This is a genomic window from Actinomadura keratinilytica, from assembly GCF_039539665.1.
Classification (GTDB): domain Bacteria; phylum Actinomycetota; class Actinomycetes; order Streptosporangiales; family Streptosporangiaceae; genus Spirillospora; species Spirillospora keratinilytica.
On the sequence record NZ_BAABDO010000004.1, the window covers coordinates 13,123 to 28,308 of the forward strand.

Genomic DNA, 15,186 nt, shown 5'->3' on the forward strand with positions numbered 1-15,186 from the left:
TTGCCAACGCCGAGCGGGCGGCAGCGGGCGGCCGGGTGAGCTGCCACCGCAGGGCCAGCCAGCGGGCACCGTCTCAGGGCGCTGACGGACATGCTCGGCATCCCAGCGGCCAGGGCAGCGCAAAAGGGGGGACCGACGCGGCGTCAGAGTCCCTTCCGGCAACGAGAGCGGCCCCACCTTTCGAGGAGCGCTGGTGTCGACCGCGCCGACTCACCGGCCAACAAGCCCGCCACGGCCAACCAGTTCTGCGTGGGTGACGGCAGCCCGCCGCGCGAGCGTTGGAGGACCCGCGGACGCAGCGTCAGCAGCGGGCACCGTCTCAGGGCACTGACCGACAGTCCCGGCATCCCAAGGGCTAGACCAGCGACGACAAGTGGCCTACGCGGCATCAGCAGGCACTCATCCAAACGTCGAATGCTGCCACGCCGTTCAAGGAGCGCGCCGGTGCTGGCTGCGCTCGCCTGTCGGCCACGGACCCCACCAAGTCCACGCGGGCGACCGCAGCCTCCACGCGGGCAACTGAGTGTCTCGCGGATGTAGGACCAGTCGCGGCGGCGCCGTTTTGGGGGGTGCTGATGGGCAGGCTCGGCATTCCAGCGGCCAGGGCAGCGCAAAAGGGGGGACCGACGCGGCGTCAGAGTCCCTTCCGACAACGAGGGCGGCCCCACCTTTCGAGGAGCGCTGGTGCCGGCCGCGCCGACTCATCGGCCAACAAGCCCGCCACGGCCAACCAGCTCCGGGCGGGTGATGGCAGCCCGCCGCGCGAGTGGTTGGGGGACCTGCGACGCAGCGTCAGCCGCGGCAGGCACCGTTTCAGGGCGTTGACGGGCATGCTCGGCAGCCAGGGCGGCGCGAGAGGTGACCTACGCGGCGTCAGGGCGCCATCGTTCCAGCGTCGAATGCGCACGCCGTTGGAGGAGCAGCTCGCATGTCGGCTGCGGGCCTCCGCCGATTCCGGGCGGGCGACTGGGGGCTCGCGGATGCGGGGCCAGTCGTGGCGGCGCTTTGGGGGGCTGGTGGGCGACGTTCCAGCGGCGAGGCAGTGCTGGGGCCTACGTGGTTTTAGGGCGTGGCCGTGTCGGCGTTGGGGGGCTTTGAGGGTTTCCTCATGGGGGTGTCGGCGGGCATGGGTCAGGGGCATGCCTGGGCTGGGGACATGATCATGTCTTTGGCGGCATGCGTGCTCGGGCGTCCCTGCGGATGGGGTATGGGGGACGGCGGGGTCAGGTGATTTCCAGGAGTTTCTCCCGTACGGCGTAGACGACCGCTTCCATGCGGGAGTGGAGCTGCAGCTTCTCCAGGATGTTGCGGACGTGGTTCTTGACGGTGTTCTCCGAGATGAACAGCTCGCGGGCGATCTCCCGGTTGCCGAGGCCGCGGGCGACCAGGCGCAGGACCTCCATCTCGCGGTCGGTGAGGCGGGGGGCGGGCACCTGCTGCTGCCGCTCCTCGCTGCGCTTGGCCAGCGCCGCGAACTCGGTGATCAGCTTGGAGGCCATGGACGGGCTGATCAGCGACTGGCCGCCGTGCACCGCGCGCACCGCCTGGGGGACCTCGTCGATGGAGATCTCCTTGAGCAGGTAACCGGTGGCACCGGCCTTGATCGCCTCGAAGAGGTCCTCCTCCTCGTCGCTGATGGTCAGCATCACGATCTTCGCGCTGGGTGCCGCGTCCTTGATCGCCGTGCATGCCTCGATGCCGCTGCGGCGGGGCATGCGGATGTCCATCAGGACCACGTCGGGCAGCAGGTCGCCGGCCATCTCGACCGCCTCGTACCCGTCCGCGCCCTCGCCGATGACCTCGATGTCGGGCTCGTCCTGCAGCACCATCTCCAGGCCGCGCCGGAACAACGCGTGATCGTCCACGATGAGCACGCGGATGGGGTCGGCGGGGCCCTGCGCGTCGCCCCTGCCGCCCGCGGCCTGGCGGGGCACCGCGGCGGCGCCGCGAGCCTCGGGATTCTCGCTCACCTGAGTCGCGGCGTGCAGGAGAACGCCGCTTCCCCCCTTCACTGTCAGCGATCTGGTCTTCCGGAGGGTTCCGCGGGGCGGCGGTCCGGGCGATGCGGCGCGGGGCGCGAGCCACGCGCAGCGGGCATGCGCGGTGCGCCTGCCCTTTCGCCCCGGACCACCGCGTCCGCGGCTTGCTGAGTTACGCCTTTCTAGATCATGACATGCCCCGGCCGGTGACGTGCCGCATGTGCCGCTTCACTCTTCGACAAGGCGGATGACCCCGTAGTTGTAGCCGCGCCGCCGGTAGACCACGGACGGGTGGCCGGTGGCCTTGTCGCGGAAGAGGAAGAAGTCGTGGCCCACCAGCTCCATCTCGAACAGGGCCTGCTCGATGCCCATCGGTTCGGCCCGGTGGAACTTCTCGCGCACGACGAGCGGGCCGTCGCCCTCCATGGGGATCGGGACCAGTTTCTCGTGCGATTCGGCCGGCTCCTCCCGGCGCGTCTCGGGCTCGGCCGTCGCGGTGGCGGCGGGCACCGGCTCGGCGAGCGGCTCGGCCGCGGTGGGCTCGGGCAGCGGCTCCATCTTGGCGAGCTTGGCGGGGGCGCGGCTGCCGTAGTGCACCTTGCGGCGGTCGTTCTGCCGGCGCAGCCGGTTCTCCAGCTTGTCCATGGCCACGTCGAGGGCCCCGTACCGGTCTTCGGCGGCGGCCTCGGCGCGGATCACGGGCCCCCGGGACCGGATCGTGATCTCGACCCGCTCACGCTGGTCCGCCAGGCGCGGGTTGCGCTCCTGGGAGACCTCCACGTCCACCCGGATGACCTTCTGGTTCAGTCGCTCGATCTTCGACAACTTGCCGTCGACATGCCGTCGGAACCTGTCGTCGACATCGGTGTGACGGCCCCTGACGATGATCTCCACGCGGGACCCCCCTTCTCCCGGAGTTGACGGACTCGCGTTGTCGGGGTCGCACCCGCCCGGCCGACCTGGTCTTCGTCCCCACATCCGCCTGCTGAGGGTCTCGCGGCGCTCTCGCCACTACTCCCCTTCTCCCTGCTCGGGGGGTGTCGGACCCCCCGACGGGGCAGGACTTACCCCTAAGGCGCACCGTGATCGGTCGACGAGAAGTCGCCTTACGTGGGCCGTTTCGCCTGCGCCTGGCATCGGCTAGCCGGACCGGCGGGCGTGCTCGCGACGAGCACCGCGGTCCGACGCAACCACGGACCCGGGCGGGTGCCATGTCAGGAACGCTAACCCCTTTACGCCGCGAATGTCAGGGGGGTTGCGGGAGGAAAAACTCACGGTGCGTCATCGCTGGACCTCCTTCCGGCGTACGCAGTTGCCCGCGGGGAGCGCTCACGACCCGTGATCCGCCGATCCCACAGGGCCTCCGCTGCGATCTGCGCGAGCAGGTCATGCCGACCTGGCGGGACGGTGAGACTTCGAAGACCGCTTCTGTCCTGCGACTCGACGTGACCTGATCGACCCGGACGATCCGGTCGCCGACGGCGAACCGGATCCACTTCCTGGTTACGCTCGGCAACTACCAACCGGTTCAACCCGAATTAGGAAGAATCTCACCTCCCCTGCGTCTCACGAGCCCCGGATAGGCCGTCGCGCAGGGGGTGCTCACCGTCCGCCCGGACCCCTGCGCCGTTGCGGGTCATCGGGCCAGGGGCGCCTGCCGTTGAAGTCGGGGCGCATGCCTCGGGCCGCTGCGGCTGGGGGCGAGTGCGGGCGTCACCTGGCCGCGCGTGGAGCGGCACCGCTTGCGGATCACCCACACGGCGCCCCGCCCGGGGGCTGCTGCTGTCTAGAGGCCGCCCTCCACATCGCGGTCATCAACGACTGGCCGGCCTGCCTTCGAAGCAGGCTCTGGCAGGGGCGTCCGGCGTCGTTCGCTCGGGGGGGCGTCTGCTGTTGCTCACCTCGGGGTGGACATTGGTGCTGGGGCTCGGAGGGATGTGTGGTGCGGGTGCCTCTGGTGCGGGCTGTCCGCGAGCTGGTCCGCCTGCGGTGCCTGGACTGGTCCGGTGTCGTGGGGGTGGTCGGGAGGCGGCGGTCAGGGCGGGGTTCGGCGGGGGGTGGCGGCCAGGGTGGCGATGACGGTGACGGTGGCGCCTGCTTCGGTGAGGGCGCGGGCGGCCTCGGCCAGGGTGGCGCCGGTGGTGACGACGTCGTCCACGAGGACGACCCGGTGGCCGGGGAGCGGGCGTTCGGGTTCGAGGGCGCCCTGGAGGTTGGCGGCGCGTTCGGCGGCGGTGAGCCCGGTCTGGTCGGCCACCGTCCGGCGGTGGCGCAGGGCGTCCAGGCGGACGAGCCCCGGGGTGCGCAGTGCGCGGACGGCCGCGTCGGTCATGCGGCGGGTGGGGTCGTGACCGCGCCGCCGGACGGCCGATCGGGCCGACGGCACGGGGACGATGGCCGTGGGGGGATCCCTCGGGCCGCCCGGCTCGGACAGGGCGGCCTGGACGGCGCGGGCCAGCGCGGCGCCCAGGGGGCGGGCGAGCGCCGTTCTGCCGCGCTCCTTGTGGGCGACCAGCATCGAGCGGACGGGGCCCTCGTAGGCCGCGGCCGTCCACGGGCACGGCAGGCCGGGCGGCAGGGACGTCGGCCGCGTCACGCGGCGGGCGGGGGTGCCCAGCCGGGCCGCGCAGCGCCGGCACAGCAGGCCGGCGGCGACGCCGCAGCCGGCGCACAGTTCCGTGAGGACGAGGTCGAGCAGGTCGTCGAGGAGGCGCATGACTCGACGATGCCGGGCGGGGCGCCGGCTTCACCAGGGGGCGGCGAGATTGTGGATGACTTCGCGAAAGAAGTGATCTTGGCGGGTCACTGGGCGTAGGTGGGGTCGCTGCCGGGGATGGCGCAGACCCATTCGCTGAACTGGTCGCGGTAGGAGCGCTGGCGGCAGACGCGGGTCTCGTGGGACGAGCGGGTGCCGATGAGCACCGGGGACTTGGGGGCGGCGGCGATCGTCTGGGGCATGCCCAGGGCGCCGACCCCGAGGGAGCTGATGGCGCCGCCGCTCACCGGGACGAGGTAGGGCAGCGGCTGGGAGTCGGATTTGGCGCGTCCGAGGACGGCCAGGGTGTTGTAGTCGCGCCAGGACAGGTCGATGGCGTCCTGCAGCTCGGAGCTGACCGGCAGGAACGAGCCGACCTCGACGCCGCCGTCGGAGCGGCGGACGATGCGGCCTATGTGGAGCTGGGCGCGGCGGTCCATCTTCACGATGGCGGCCACGCGGACGCCGTCGCGGGCCACGCGCAGGGCCAGGACCTGGCGGCCGCCCAGGCCCCAGTGGGCCGCGCGCACGGGGGCCTGGCCGCGGCGCCGGATCCACAGCGTGGAGCGGTCCTTGGTGGTCTCGACCGTCCAGAGCACGCCGTTGCGGTCGAAGGAGGGGGCGGTGAAGCGGGCGTCGGGGTCGCTGCGGGTCAGCAGGGGGCGGATGTCGGTGGACCCGGCGACCAGGGTCCCGGCCAGCACCTGGCCGGAGTCGGGGCTGAGCCCCGCGACCTCCTGGTAGTCGGGGGTGACGGCGGGGCGGACGAGGCGGCCGGCCGCCCCGGTGACGATGGGCTGCGGCAGGTCACCGGCGAGCTGGCTCAGATGGCCCGCGGCGCCGATGAGGTAGGCGCTCTGCGGGTCGGAACGCTCCTCCGACGACTCGCCGTCGGGTGCGTTGGCCGCCCACGCGCGGACGGACTGGGTGGCGCCGACGCCCTCGGGGGTGACCGTCTCGCCCTCGATCTGCAGCTTGAACTGCTTGACCTCCGACAGCTGCCGCAGCGTCCAGGCGAGCTGGGCGGACATGCGTTCGGGGCTGCCGGAGCGGGCCTGCCGGGTCAGGTCGACGGTCGCGACGTCCTTGCTGATCCTGATCGCGCCGCGCAGCCGCGTGCCGGCCGGGAAGGCGCTGCGGACGGCGGGCGCCAGCCACGAGGTGGGGCCGACGAGCAGGGCCTGGACGAGCCGGGTGGGCAGGTCCTTGCGGTCGGCCAGCGGCAGGAAGATGGAGTTGGGCACGAGGGTGCGCCCGTCCGGCCCGAAGAAGTACAGGTTGGCGGTGCGGAAGGCGCGGTCGACGTCGGCCTTGGTGAGCAGCAGCCCGCCGCGCACCTCGGTGGGCAGCTCGGTGATGCGCCACAGCCCCTGCTGGTTCTTGCCCAGCTCGAAGGTGACCTCGACGTGCTTGGGGTCGGCGGTGTACTGGCCGTCCGAGCCGATGGTGCCGAGCTGGTCGCCCTCCAGCCGGACGGTGGCCTGCGCGGCGCTCTCCTTGACGACGATGGGCTGGTCGCGGTTCTGGAAGACGGTGACGGCGGGGCGCAGGCCGGGCCGCCAGCCGGTGGCCGGGGAGACGTACTCGCGCGCCACCTTCTGGTCGTCGTCGAAGCTCGCCGAGGCGGCCAGGAACCCCGACACGATCTCCGCCGGGCCCCATTCCGCGCGGGGCCCCACCGGGACGAGCCGCACGTACGGGTCGTCGACGCGGTCGGACCGGTCGACCGGCCGACCCGACACGACCCGCCCCCCGGTGGGCACGGAGGCGCAGCCGGCGACCATCAGCAGCGACAAGGCGGCCGCCAGCGCGCGTCGCGGCCGCCTCACCCGGAACGACCCCCGAGGCCGCGCGCTCACTCCCCCGCCTCCAGTTCGGCGTAGACGGCCCGGCCGTCGCGCACTCCCGGGGGGACGAGGGGCAGCGGGGAGCCGCGCAGCTCGGCGCCCGCCACGCGCGGCAGCGACAGCCGGAACTGCGAGCCCTTGCCGGGTTCCCCCCACGCCTGCAGCCAGCCGCCGTGCAGCTGGGCGTCCTCCCTCGCGATCGACAGGCCGAGCCCGGTGCCGCCGGTGGTGCGGGCGCGGGCGGGGTCGGCCCGCCAGAAGCGGTCGAACACCATCTGGCTCTCGCCCGGTTTCAGCCCCACGCCGTGGTCGCGCACCGCCACCGCGACCGCGTCGCGGTCGGCGGCGCAGGACACGATGATGTCCTCGCCCTCGCCGTGCTCGACGGCGTTGACGAGCAGGTTGCGCAGGATGCGTTCGACGCGGCGGCGGTCCACCTCGGCCATGCACGGCTCGCCGGGCAGCTGCAGGACGACCTTGCTGCCCTTGCGTTCGGCCAGGTGCTGGACGTCGCCGACGGCGCGCAGCACCACGTCGCGCATGTCGACCGACTCGGCGTCCAGGGTGGCGGCGCCCGCGTCGTGGCGGCTGATCTCCAGCAGGTCGGCCAGCAGCGCCTCGAACCGCTCCAGCTGGCTCTGCAGCAGCTCGGCGGAGCGTCCGACGGCCGGGTCGGAGAAGGTGTCGCGGTACTCGTAGAGCATGTCGGCGGCGATGCGGATGGTGGTCAGCGGGGTGCGCAGCTCGTGCGAGACGTCCGAGACGAACTGCCGCTGCACCTGCGACAGGTGCTCCAACTCGTTGATCTTCTCCTGCAGGTTGGCGGCCATCTCGTTGAACGAGGTGGCCAGGCGCGCCAGGTCGTCCTCGCCGCGCACCCGCATGCGCTCTTCGAGCCGTCCGGCGGCCAGCCGCTGCGCCCCCTGGGCCGCGAGCCGCACCGGGATGACGACCTGCCGCGTGACGAGCGAGGCGATGGCGGCCAGCAGCAGCACCAGCACCGCGCCCACGGCCAGCAGCGACCAGGTCACCCGGGCGAGGGTGCGCTCCTCCTGGGTGAGCGGGAACAGGTAGTACAGCTCGAACTGGCCGGTCTTGCCGCCGACGATGAGACCGGGTTCGCGGTCGCGGCCGATATAGGACAGCCTGCCGAAGGTGTAGTCGCGCGCCCCGGCCGGGCCGCGGCGCAGCTCCTCGCGCAGCCGCTGGGGGACGCTCTCCTGGCGCAGCTCGTTGGTGGCGTAGCCGTCGTAGTAGGGGTTCTTGGCGTCGCGGATGTAGATCTCGTACAGCCCGGACGGCCCGCTGCGGGCCTTGAGGGCGTTGACGACGCTCCCCAGCCGCCCGGTGTCGTCGGCGGCGGGACCGCCCAGGTCGCGCTGCACCATGCCGAGGCCCTCGTCGAGCTGGAGCATGGCCGCCTTGATCTTGCCTTCCATCAGGGCGGCCGAGATCTGCTGCTGCAGGAACGCCCCCAGGATCGCCACCACGACCGCCGAGATCAGCAGCGTGGACGTGACCACCCGGATCTGGATGGAACGGCGCCAGCGGGTGTAGGCACGTCCGACCGCACGGCGCAGGACCCGCCGGGACGCCCGCAGCCCGCGCCGTGCGACTCGCCTGGCCGCGCGCATCACCGCGGCACACCCCCGGCGGTACGCCGCGCCGCCCGCGGGGCGTGCGCCATCGCGGTGTGGCGGCGGTTGCGGGCCCTGGGGGGCGCCGGGGCCTCGGGCGTCACGGGGGGAGCGTTCATGGGGTCGCCGTTCTCGCCGTCACGGGGAGCGGTTCAGGCGGGACCGGCCTTGTAGCCGACGCCGCGCACCGTCACGACGATCTCCGGCCGCTCCGGGTCTTTTTCGATCTTGGCGCGCAGCCGTTGGACGTGCACGTTGACCAGGCGGGTGTCGGCCGCGTGCCGGTAGCCCCACACCTGCTCCAGCAGCACCTCGCGGGTGAAGACCTGGCGCGGCTTGCGGGCCAGCGCGACCAGCAGGTCGAACTCCAGGGGGGTGAGCGGGATGGCGCGGTCGCCGCGTTTGACCGAGTGCCCCGCCACGTCGATGGTGATGTCGCCGATCTGCAGCGTCTCGGGGGCGGGCTCGTCGGTGCGGCGCAGCCGGGCGCGCACCCGCGCGACCAGCTCCTTGGGCTTGAACGGCTTGACGATGTAGTCGTCGGCGCCGGACTCCAAGCCGAGCACCACGTCGACGGTGTCGCTCTTGGCGGTCAGCATGACGATCGGGACGCCGGACTCGGCGCGGATCTGGCGGCACACGTCGATGCCGTCGGCGCCGGGCAGCATCAGGTCGAGCAGCACGAGGTCGGGCCGGGTCTCCCGGAACGCCTCAAGCGCCTTGTCGCCGTCGTGGACGAAGGATGGCTCGAACCCCTCGCCCCTCAGCACGATGCCGAGCATCTCGGCGAGAGCGAGGTCGTCGTCGACGACCAGTACACGTCCTCTCATGGCCCTCATCGCTACAAACTCGGGGTCTGGTGGGAACAGGCAAGCGCGTCGCGCACGTCATCGACGCCCCCGTCGTGCCCCGGACGATGGCCCGGCCCCACCTCGCCAGGGAGAGAAATGCTTTGGCAGGCAAGGTTACCTGCGTTTGCCTCAGCCATGACTCCTCCCGACCGGCGATGAGGTTGCGTGCACCCGGCCGCGTCTAAAGGAACGAATTCTAGACACCGTTTCGCCTACCAACCCGCGGTCCGACTTGAATCGGACGAACGAATCAATCGTGCGGCGGACCGTCAAGAGGAGGCAATCGCAGGACCTCGGCCGTGACAGGATGGCCAGACGGGCCGTCATGGGAGCGGGCCTCACGAAACGGTCACACGACACCGGGCACGGGGAGCTGGAGATGCCGGGACCGAACGGCTGGGACGCTTCGGGCGACCGAGACGGCACGCCTGCGTCCCCCGCTGCCCCCACACCCCCGCCCGACGCCGCCTTCCCGCCCCCGGTCGACCCCGCGCCCCCCACCGGCCCCGCCCGCGCCCCTGAAGCCGCGCCCGCGTCGGACGCCGCGCGCCCAGGGGCCGAGCCCGCCCCCGTGCGGATCTCCCTGGCGGACGCGGACCTGCTCGGGGGCGACATTCCGTTCCGGCCGCTGTCGATCTCGGAAATGCTGGACGCGGCCATCGCGTACATTCGGCGGCACCCAAGGGCGACTCTGGGCCTGTCCGTTGGCGTCTCGACCGTCATCCAGGTGCTGGGGTCGCTGCTGGCGTACTACTTCATCGGCCCCGAGGCCAGCGAGGAGATCACGCCGGACATCCTGATCCGCTCGATCGGCACCCAGTTCATCCTGGGCGCGATCGCGCTGGTGCTGTCGGCGTACGGGATCCTGCTGGTGGCCGGGCTGCTGGCGCCGCTGATCGGACGCGGACTGCTGGGGCTGCCGACCTCGCCGCGCCAGGCGTGGCGGGACGCGCGGCCCCGGATGGGGCGGCTCGCGGCCGTCGCCGCGCTGATCATGACGGGGTCGCTGGCGGCGCTGGTGCTGCCGAACGCGCCGCTGCTCCTGCTGATCGCCGCCGAGGGGCCGGTCGAGGCGATCATCGTCGCCGGCGTGTTCGGCGTGCCGCTCGGGCTGGCCGCGATGGTGTGGGTGTACGTGCTGCTCGTGCCGGCCGTGCCCGCGGTGGTGATGGAGCGCCGGAGCGTCGCCGGCGCGCTGCGCCGGGCCCGCACGCTGTCGCGCGGGCGCTGGTGGCGCACCTGCGGGACGCTGCTGCTCGCCCTGCTGATCACCGTGTTCATGGGCATGTTCGCGCTGCGCGCGCCGTTCCTGGTCGTGCAGCTGGCGGTGTTCGGCGACGAGGGCAGCGGGGCGTCGGTCGGCGCGCTGGCCGTCGACACGCTGGGACGCATCGTGAGCTGGTCGGTGGTGCTGCCGTTCGACGCCGGCGTCATCGCCCTGCTGTACGTTGACCGGCGGATGCGCCGGGAGGGCTTCGACCTGGAGCTGCGGACCCGCACGCATCCCGCGCCCGCCGCCGGCGGCGGCGCGCCGACCGGGGACGCGCCCGACGGGCCCGAGGCGGCCGACGACGGCTTCTTCGAGCTGTGGCGGCCCACGACGCTCACCGCCCGCCCGCAGCCGCCCGCGCCGCAGCCGCCGCCCGCGCCGCGGCAGCAGCCGGTGCCGCAGCAGCAGCCGCAGACCTGGACATCGACATGATCACTGCCGTGCTCACCGCCCTCGCCGCCGATCCGATCGGCCGGGACCCGGCCCGCGACCTGGCCCGCCGCGAGCTGGACAAGCCGGTCTACCACCGCGACCAGCCGTCGTGGCTGGAGCGGCTGCTGCACCGGATCGGCGACTGGCTGCGCGAGCTGACCGACCGGTCGGCGAACCCGAACGCGCCCGGCAGCGGCGGCTGGCTCTCCTGGATCATCATCGCGATCATCGTGGCGGCGGTGATCGGCCTGGTCGTGTGGCTGATGTGGGGCCGCCGCAACACCCGGGGCACCCGCCGGGCCCTGCTGGACGGCACGCCGTCCACGCCGCGCAGCCACCGCCGGAACGCCGAGGAGCACGCCGCGGCCGGACGCTGGGCCGAGGCGATCCGCGAGCGGCTGCGGGCCATCGCCCGCGACCTGGAGGAGCGGGCGGTGCTCGGGCCGCGCCCGGGCCGCACCGCCGAGGAGCTGGCGGCCGAGGCGGGCCGGGCGCTGCCGGACGTGGCGGCGGACCTGCGGGCGGGCGTGCGGATCTTCGAGGACGTCTGGTACGGCGGCCGTCCCGGCACCCCCGAGGGCTACGCCCGCCTGCGCGAGTTGGACGAACGGGTGCAGGCCACCAGACCGCGCCCGCTGGACGACGACGGCGCGGCCGCCGGGCGGCCCGGCGGGTCCGGGATCCCGGACCTGGCCGCGGGCGCCCCGGGCCCGGGCGGCGAGGTCGGCCCGGGCGGCGGGAGCGGCGCGTCGCACGGGGGTGACGGCCGATGACGTCGACGCTCACCCCCGGCGCCCCGGAGACCGCCGGCGCGCCGTCCGCCGGGGAAGGCGCGGAGCCGACCGCCGGGCAGGTCGCCAGGCGGCGCTGGCGGGCCTCGCGCGGCGTGCTCGCGGTCGTGTCGGCCCTCGTCGCGGTCGCGGTGATCCTGGCGGCGCTGCGTCCCGAGACCTCGTGGCAGAACCTCGACCCGCAGTCGGCGAGCCCGGGCGGCTCGCGCGCGCTCGCCGAGATCTTGCGGCAGCGGGGCACGCCCGTGGCGGTGTCGCGCAGCGCCGACGACGCCGCGGAGCGGGCCACCGCGGCGTCCGTCACCGTCATCACCCGTTCGGAACGGCTCACCGAGGCCGACATCGAGCGGCTGCGGCGCATCCCCGGCGACCTGCTGCTGGTGGCGCCGTCCCGCAGGGTCCTCACCGGGCTGGCCCCCGGGGTGCGAATGGCCAGCAGCAGCTTCGAGGACACCGGCGACCCCGGCTGCACCCTCCAGGCGGCCGCACTGGCCGGGAGCGTGGAGTTCGGCCAGTCCGACACCTACGAGGCGCCGCCCGGCGCCACGGCCTGCTACCGCGTCGAGGGCCTCCCCAGGCTCGTGCAGGTGCGGCTCGACGGCGCCCGTACGGTGACGGTGCTGGGGTCGTCCCGTCCGTTCACCAACGAGTACCTGGACGATGAGGGCAACGCGGCGCTGGCGATGAACCTGGCCGGGGCGCGCGCCTCGGTCGTGTGGCTCATCCCCGACCTTCCGGACCCGGGCAGCGCCAGCGGCGACCGGACACCGGGCGACCTGGTGCCGTTCGGAGTGAAGCTGTTCTTCCTGCAACTGGTGCTGGCCGTGGTCGCCGTGGCCTTGTGGAGGGCGCGCAGACTGGGGCCGGTGGTGGCCGAGGCGCTGCCGGTGGTGGTGCGTTCGGCCGAGACCGTAGAGGGCCGCGCCCGCCTCTACCGCGCGCATCACGCCCGCGACCGGGCCGCCGACGCCCTGCGCGCGGGGGCCCGCGACCGGCTCGTCCCCCTGCTGGGCCTGCCGCGCAGCGCCGCGCAGGACCCGAACGCCGCCCAGGAGATCGTCGCCGCGGTCGCCCAGAGGGTGCGCGCGGCCGGGGCGGGGGCGCCCCCCGGCGCCGCCCAGGCCGGAACGTTCAGCACCGGCCCGGACGGCCGCCTGCTCTACGACGAGGCGACGATCGGCGCGGCCCTGTACGGTCCTGAACCTGCGGACGACGCCGGACTGGTGTGGCTGTCCGACGTCCTCGACGACCTGGAAAGGCAGGTACGGCAATCGTGAACCACCCCGTCCCGCTCGCCGAGGGCGGCGCCCCCGGCGTCGACGCCGAGCAGGCCCAGCAGGTCCGGCAGGCCCTGACCGCGCTGCGCGGCGAGGTGGCCAAGACGGTCGTCGGCCAGGACTCGGTGGTCACCGGCCTGGTCATCGCGCTGCTGTGCCGCGGCCACGTGCTGCTGGAGGGCGTGCCCGGCACCGCCAAGACGCTGCTGGTCAAGACCCTCGCGCACGCCCTGGACCTGGACTTCAAGCGCGTCCAGTTCACCCCCGACCTGATGCCCGGCGACGTGACCGGCTCGCTGATCTACGACAACCGGACCGCGGAGTTCGAGTTCCGCGAGGGCCCGGTGTTCACCAACCTGCTGCTCGCCGACGAGATCAACCGCACGCCGCCCAAGACGCAGGCGTCGCTGCTGGAGGCGATGGAGGAGCGGCAGGTGTCGGTGGAGGGCGCGGCGCGCGCGCTGCCCGACCCGTTCGTGGTGTGCGCCACCCAGAACCCGATCGAGTACGAGGGCACCTACCCGCTGCCGGAGGCCCAGCTCGACCGGTTCCTGCTGAAGCTGACCGTGCCGGTGCCGTCCCGCGACGAGGAGATCGCGATGCTGGAGCGGCACGCGGCCGGGTTCGACCCCCGGGACCTGTCGCGGGTGCAGGCCGTCGCGGGGGCGTCCGACCTGGCCGCTGGGCGCGCCGCCGTGGGCGCGGTGCGCCTGGACCCCAAGGTCGCCGCGTACGTCGTCGACCTGTGCCGCGCCACCCGCCAGTCGCCGTCCCTGCAACTGGGCGTCTCCCCCCGGGGGGCGACCGCGCTGCTGGCAACCTCGCGCGCCTGGGCGTGGCTGTCGGGCCGCGACTACGTCACGCCCGACGACGTGAAGGCGCTGGCCCGCCCCACGCTGCGCCACCGCGTCCAGCTCCGTCCCGAGGCCGAGCTCGAGGGCGCCACCGCCGACGGCGTGCTGGACGGCATCCTCGCCCACGTCCCGGCCCCCCGCTGAGGAGGCAGGCGATGAAGGGCACGTCTGGCAGGCGGGCGGGGAGCACGGCATGGCGCTGACCGGACGGCTGGGGCTGCTGGCGCTGCTCGGCGCGGTCGTGCCGATCCTCCTGCCGAGCTGGTGGACGCTGGCGGCCCTGTGGGGTGTGCTGGCGGCCGGGGTGGCGCTCGACCTGGCCCTCGCCGGCAACGTGCGGGCGCTGCGCCTGCACCGGGAGGGCGACACCAGCGTCCGCCTCGGCGGAACCGCGCGGGTGTCGCTGATCGTGGAGAACACCGGCCGCCGCCGCGTGCGAGGCGTGCTGCGCGACGTGTGGCCGCCGAGCGCGGCCGCCGGGCCCCGCACGGTGCGGCTGGACGTGCCCGCGGGCGAGCGCCGCCGCGTCGAGACCACGCTGGTGCCGACCCGGCGCGGCGACCGGCAGGCGGTGACGGTGACGATCCGCTCGTCCGGCCCGCTCGGGCTCGCCGCCCGGCAGCTGTCGCGGCGCGCCCCGTGGACGGTGCGGGTGCTGCCCGCGTTCCCGTCCCGCCGCCACCTGCCCGGCAAGCTGGCCAAGCTGCGCGAGCTGACCGGCCAGCAGGTGGCGCTGATCCGCGGGCAGGGCACCGAGTTCGACTCGCTGCGCGAGTACGTGGACGGCGACGACGTGCGCTCCATCGACTGGCGGGCCACCGCGCGCCGCCGCGACGTGGTCGTGCGCACCTGGCGGCCCGAACGCGACCGCCGCATCTACCTGGTGCTCGACACCGGCCGCACCTCCGCCGGGCGCGTCGGCGACATCCCGCGCCTGGACTGCTCGATGGACGCCGCGCTGCTGCTGGGGGCGCTGGCCTCCCGCGCGGGCGACCGCGTCGACCTGCTCGCCTACGACCGGCGCGTGCGGGCCCGCGTGGAGGGCGCGTCCCGTACCGACCTGCTCCCGGCGATGGTGCGCGCGCTGGCTCCGCTGGAGCCGGAGCTGATCGAGTCCGACGCGGCCGGGATGGTGTCCACCCTGATGTCGCGGGTGCGGCAGCGCTGCCTGGTGGTGCTGCTCACCGAGCTGAACGCGGCCGCGATCGAGGAGGGGCTGCTGCCGCTGCTGCCCCGGCTCACCGCCCGCCACCTGGTCATGGTGGCCGCCGTCGCCGATCCGCGCGTCGACGAGATGGCCGCCGCCCGCGGCGACCTGGCCGCCGTCTACGACGCCGCGGCGGCCGAGCGCGCCCGCGCCGAACGCCGCCGCCTGACCGCCGAGCTGCGCGGCTACGGCGTCGAGGTCGTCGACGCCCCGCCCGCCGAGATCGCCCCCGCGCTGGCCGACGCCTACCTGGCCCTCAAGGCCGCCGGCCGCCTTTGAGCCCCGT

At 73.9% G+C, this 15,186-nt stretch carries 11 protein-coding genes; 5 read left to right on the forward strand and 6 right to left on the reverse strand.

Going from position 1 to position 15,186, the window contains the following annotated elements; all coding sequences use genetic code 11:
* Nucleotides 1-1,223 precede the first annotated feature (1,223 nt).
* The 6 genes from ABD879_RS02210 to mtrA form a co-directional block, all read right to left on the reverse strand.
* Nucleotides 1,224-1,970 (reverse strand): response regulator, encoded by a 747-nt coding sequence (locus tag ABD879_RS02210; RefSeq protein WP_425549613.1) that lies wholly within the window; start codon nt 1,968-1,970, stop codon nt 1,224-1,226.
* A 237-nt stretch (nt 1,971-2,207) separates the two neighbouring features.
* Complete coding sequence (gene hpf, locus ABD879_RS02215; RefSeq protein WP_345016871.1) at nt 2,208-2,873, reverse strand: ribosome hibernation-promoting factor, HPF/YfiA family; 666 nt, start codon at nt 2,871-2,873, stop codon at nt 2,208-2,210.
* Between the two features lie 1,141 nt (nt 2,874-4,014).
* Nucleotides 4,015-4,695, reverse strand: coding sequence for a ComF family protein (locus ABD879_RS02220; protein WP_345016873.1), 681 nt, complete (start codon nt 4,693-4,695; stop codon nt 4,015-4,017).
* A gap of 86 nt (nt 4,696-4,781) precedes the next feature.
* Nucleotides 4,782-6,563: an LpqB family beta-propeller domain-containing protein gene (locus ABD879_RS02225; RefSeq protein WP_345016875.1), complete on the reverse strand. Its 1,782-nt coding sequence runs from the start codon at nt 6,561-6,563 to the stop codon at nt 4,782-4,784.
* Nucleotides 6,564-6,589: 26 nt separating this feature from the next.
* The gene (gene mtrB, locus ABD879_RS02230; protein ID WP_345016877.1) at nt 6,590-8,215 is read right to left on the reverse strand and encodes an MtrAB system histidine kinase MtrB; all 1,626 of its coding nucleotides are present in this window, start codon (nt 8,213-8,215) and stop codon (nt 6,590-6,592) included.
* Nucleotides 8,216-8,370: 155 nt separating this feature from the next.
* Nucleotides 8,371-9,048, reverse strand: coding sequence for an MtrAB system response regulator MtrA (gene mtrA, locus ABD879_RS02235; RefSeq protein WP_344954396.1), 678 nt, complete (start codon nt 9,046-9,048; stop codon nt 8,371-8,373).
* A 592-nt stretch (nt 9,049-9,640) separates the two neighbouring features.
* Here mtrA and ABD879_RS02240 point away from each other — a divergent pair.
* Genes ABD879_RS02240 through ABD879_RS02260 form a run of 5 tightly spaced genes read left to right on the forward strand, consistent with a single transcriptional unit; the run spans nt 9,641 to nt 15,179 of the window.
* Nucleotides 9,641-10,771, forward strand: coding sequence for a hypothetical protein (locus tag ABD879_RS02240; RefSeq protein WP_345016879.1), 1,131 nt, complete (start codon nt 9,641-9,643; stop codon nt 10,769-10,771).
* Entirely contained in the window at nt 10,768-11,544 is a 777-nt protein-coding gene (locus ABD879_RS02245; protein ID WP_345016881.1) for a DUF4129 domain-containing protein, read from the forward strand. Before ABD879_RS02240 ends, ABD879_RS02245 begins: the two co-directional genes overlap by 4 nt.
* Entirely contained in the window at nt 11,541-12,839 is a 1,299-nt protein-coding gene (locus ABD879_RS02250) for a DUF4350 domain-containing protein (protein WP_345016883.1), read from the forward strand. The genes ABD879_RS02245 and ABD879_RS02250 overlap by 4 nt, the downstream gene beginning before the upstream one ends.
* Nucleotides 12,836-13,837, forward strand: a complete 1,002-nt coding sequence (locus ABD879_RS02255) for an AAA family ATPase (protein WP_378271647.1) — start codon at nt 12,836-12,838, stop codon at nt 13,835-13,837. Before ABD879_RS02250 ends, ABD879_RS02255 begins: the two co-directional genes overlap by 4 nt.
* A gap of 49 nt (nt 13,838-13,886) precedes the next feature.
* Nucleotides 13,887-15,179: a DUF58 domain-containing protein gene (locus ABD879_RS02260; protein ID WP_345016885.1), complete on the forward strand. Its 1,293-nt coding sequence runs from the start codon at nt 13,887-13,889 to the stop codon at nt 15,177-15,179.
* Nucleotides 15,180-15,186 lie beyond the last annotated feature (7 nt).

Coding starts and splice junctions, on each gene's coding strand:
- mtrA (WP_344954396.1), bottom strand. CDS start 9,048: ATGAGAGGACGTGTACTGGTCGTCGACGACGACCTCGCTCTCGCCGAG.
- ABD879_RS02220 (WP_345016873.1), bottom strand. CDS start 4,695: ATGCGCCTCCTCGACGACCTGCTCGACCTCGTCCTCACGGAACTGTGC.
- mtrB (WP_345016877.1), bottom strand. CDS start 8,215: ATGCGCGCGGCCAGGCGAGTCGCACGGCGCGGGCTGCGGGCGTCCCGG.
- ABD879_RS02260 (WP_345016885.1), top strand. CDS start 13,887: ATGGCGCTGACCGGACGGCTGGGGCTGCTGGCGCTGCTCGGCGCGGTC.
- ABD879_RS02250 (WP_345016883.1), top strand. CDS start 11,541: ATGACGTCGACGCTCACCCCCGGCGCCCCGGAGACCGCCGGCGCGCCG.
- ABD879_RS02245 (WP_345016881.1), top strand. CDS start 10,768: ATGATCACTGCCGTGCTCACCGCCCTCGCCGCCGATCCGATCGGCCGG.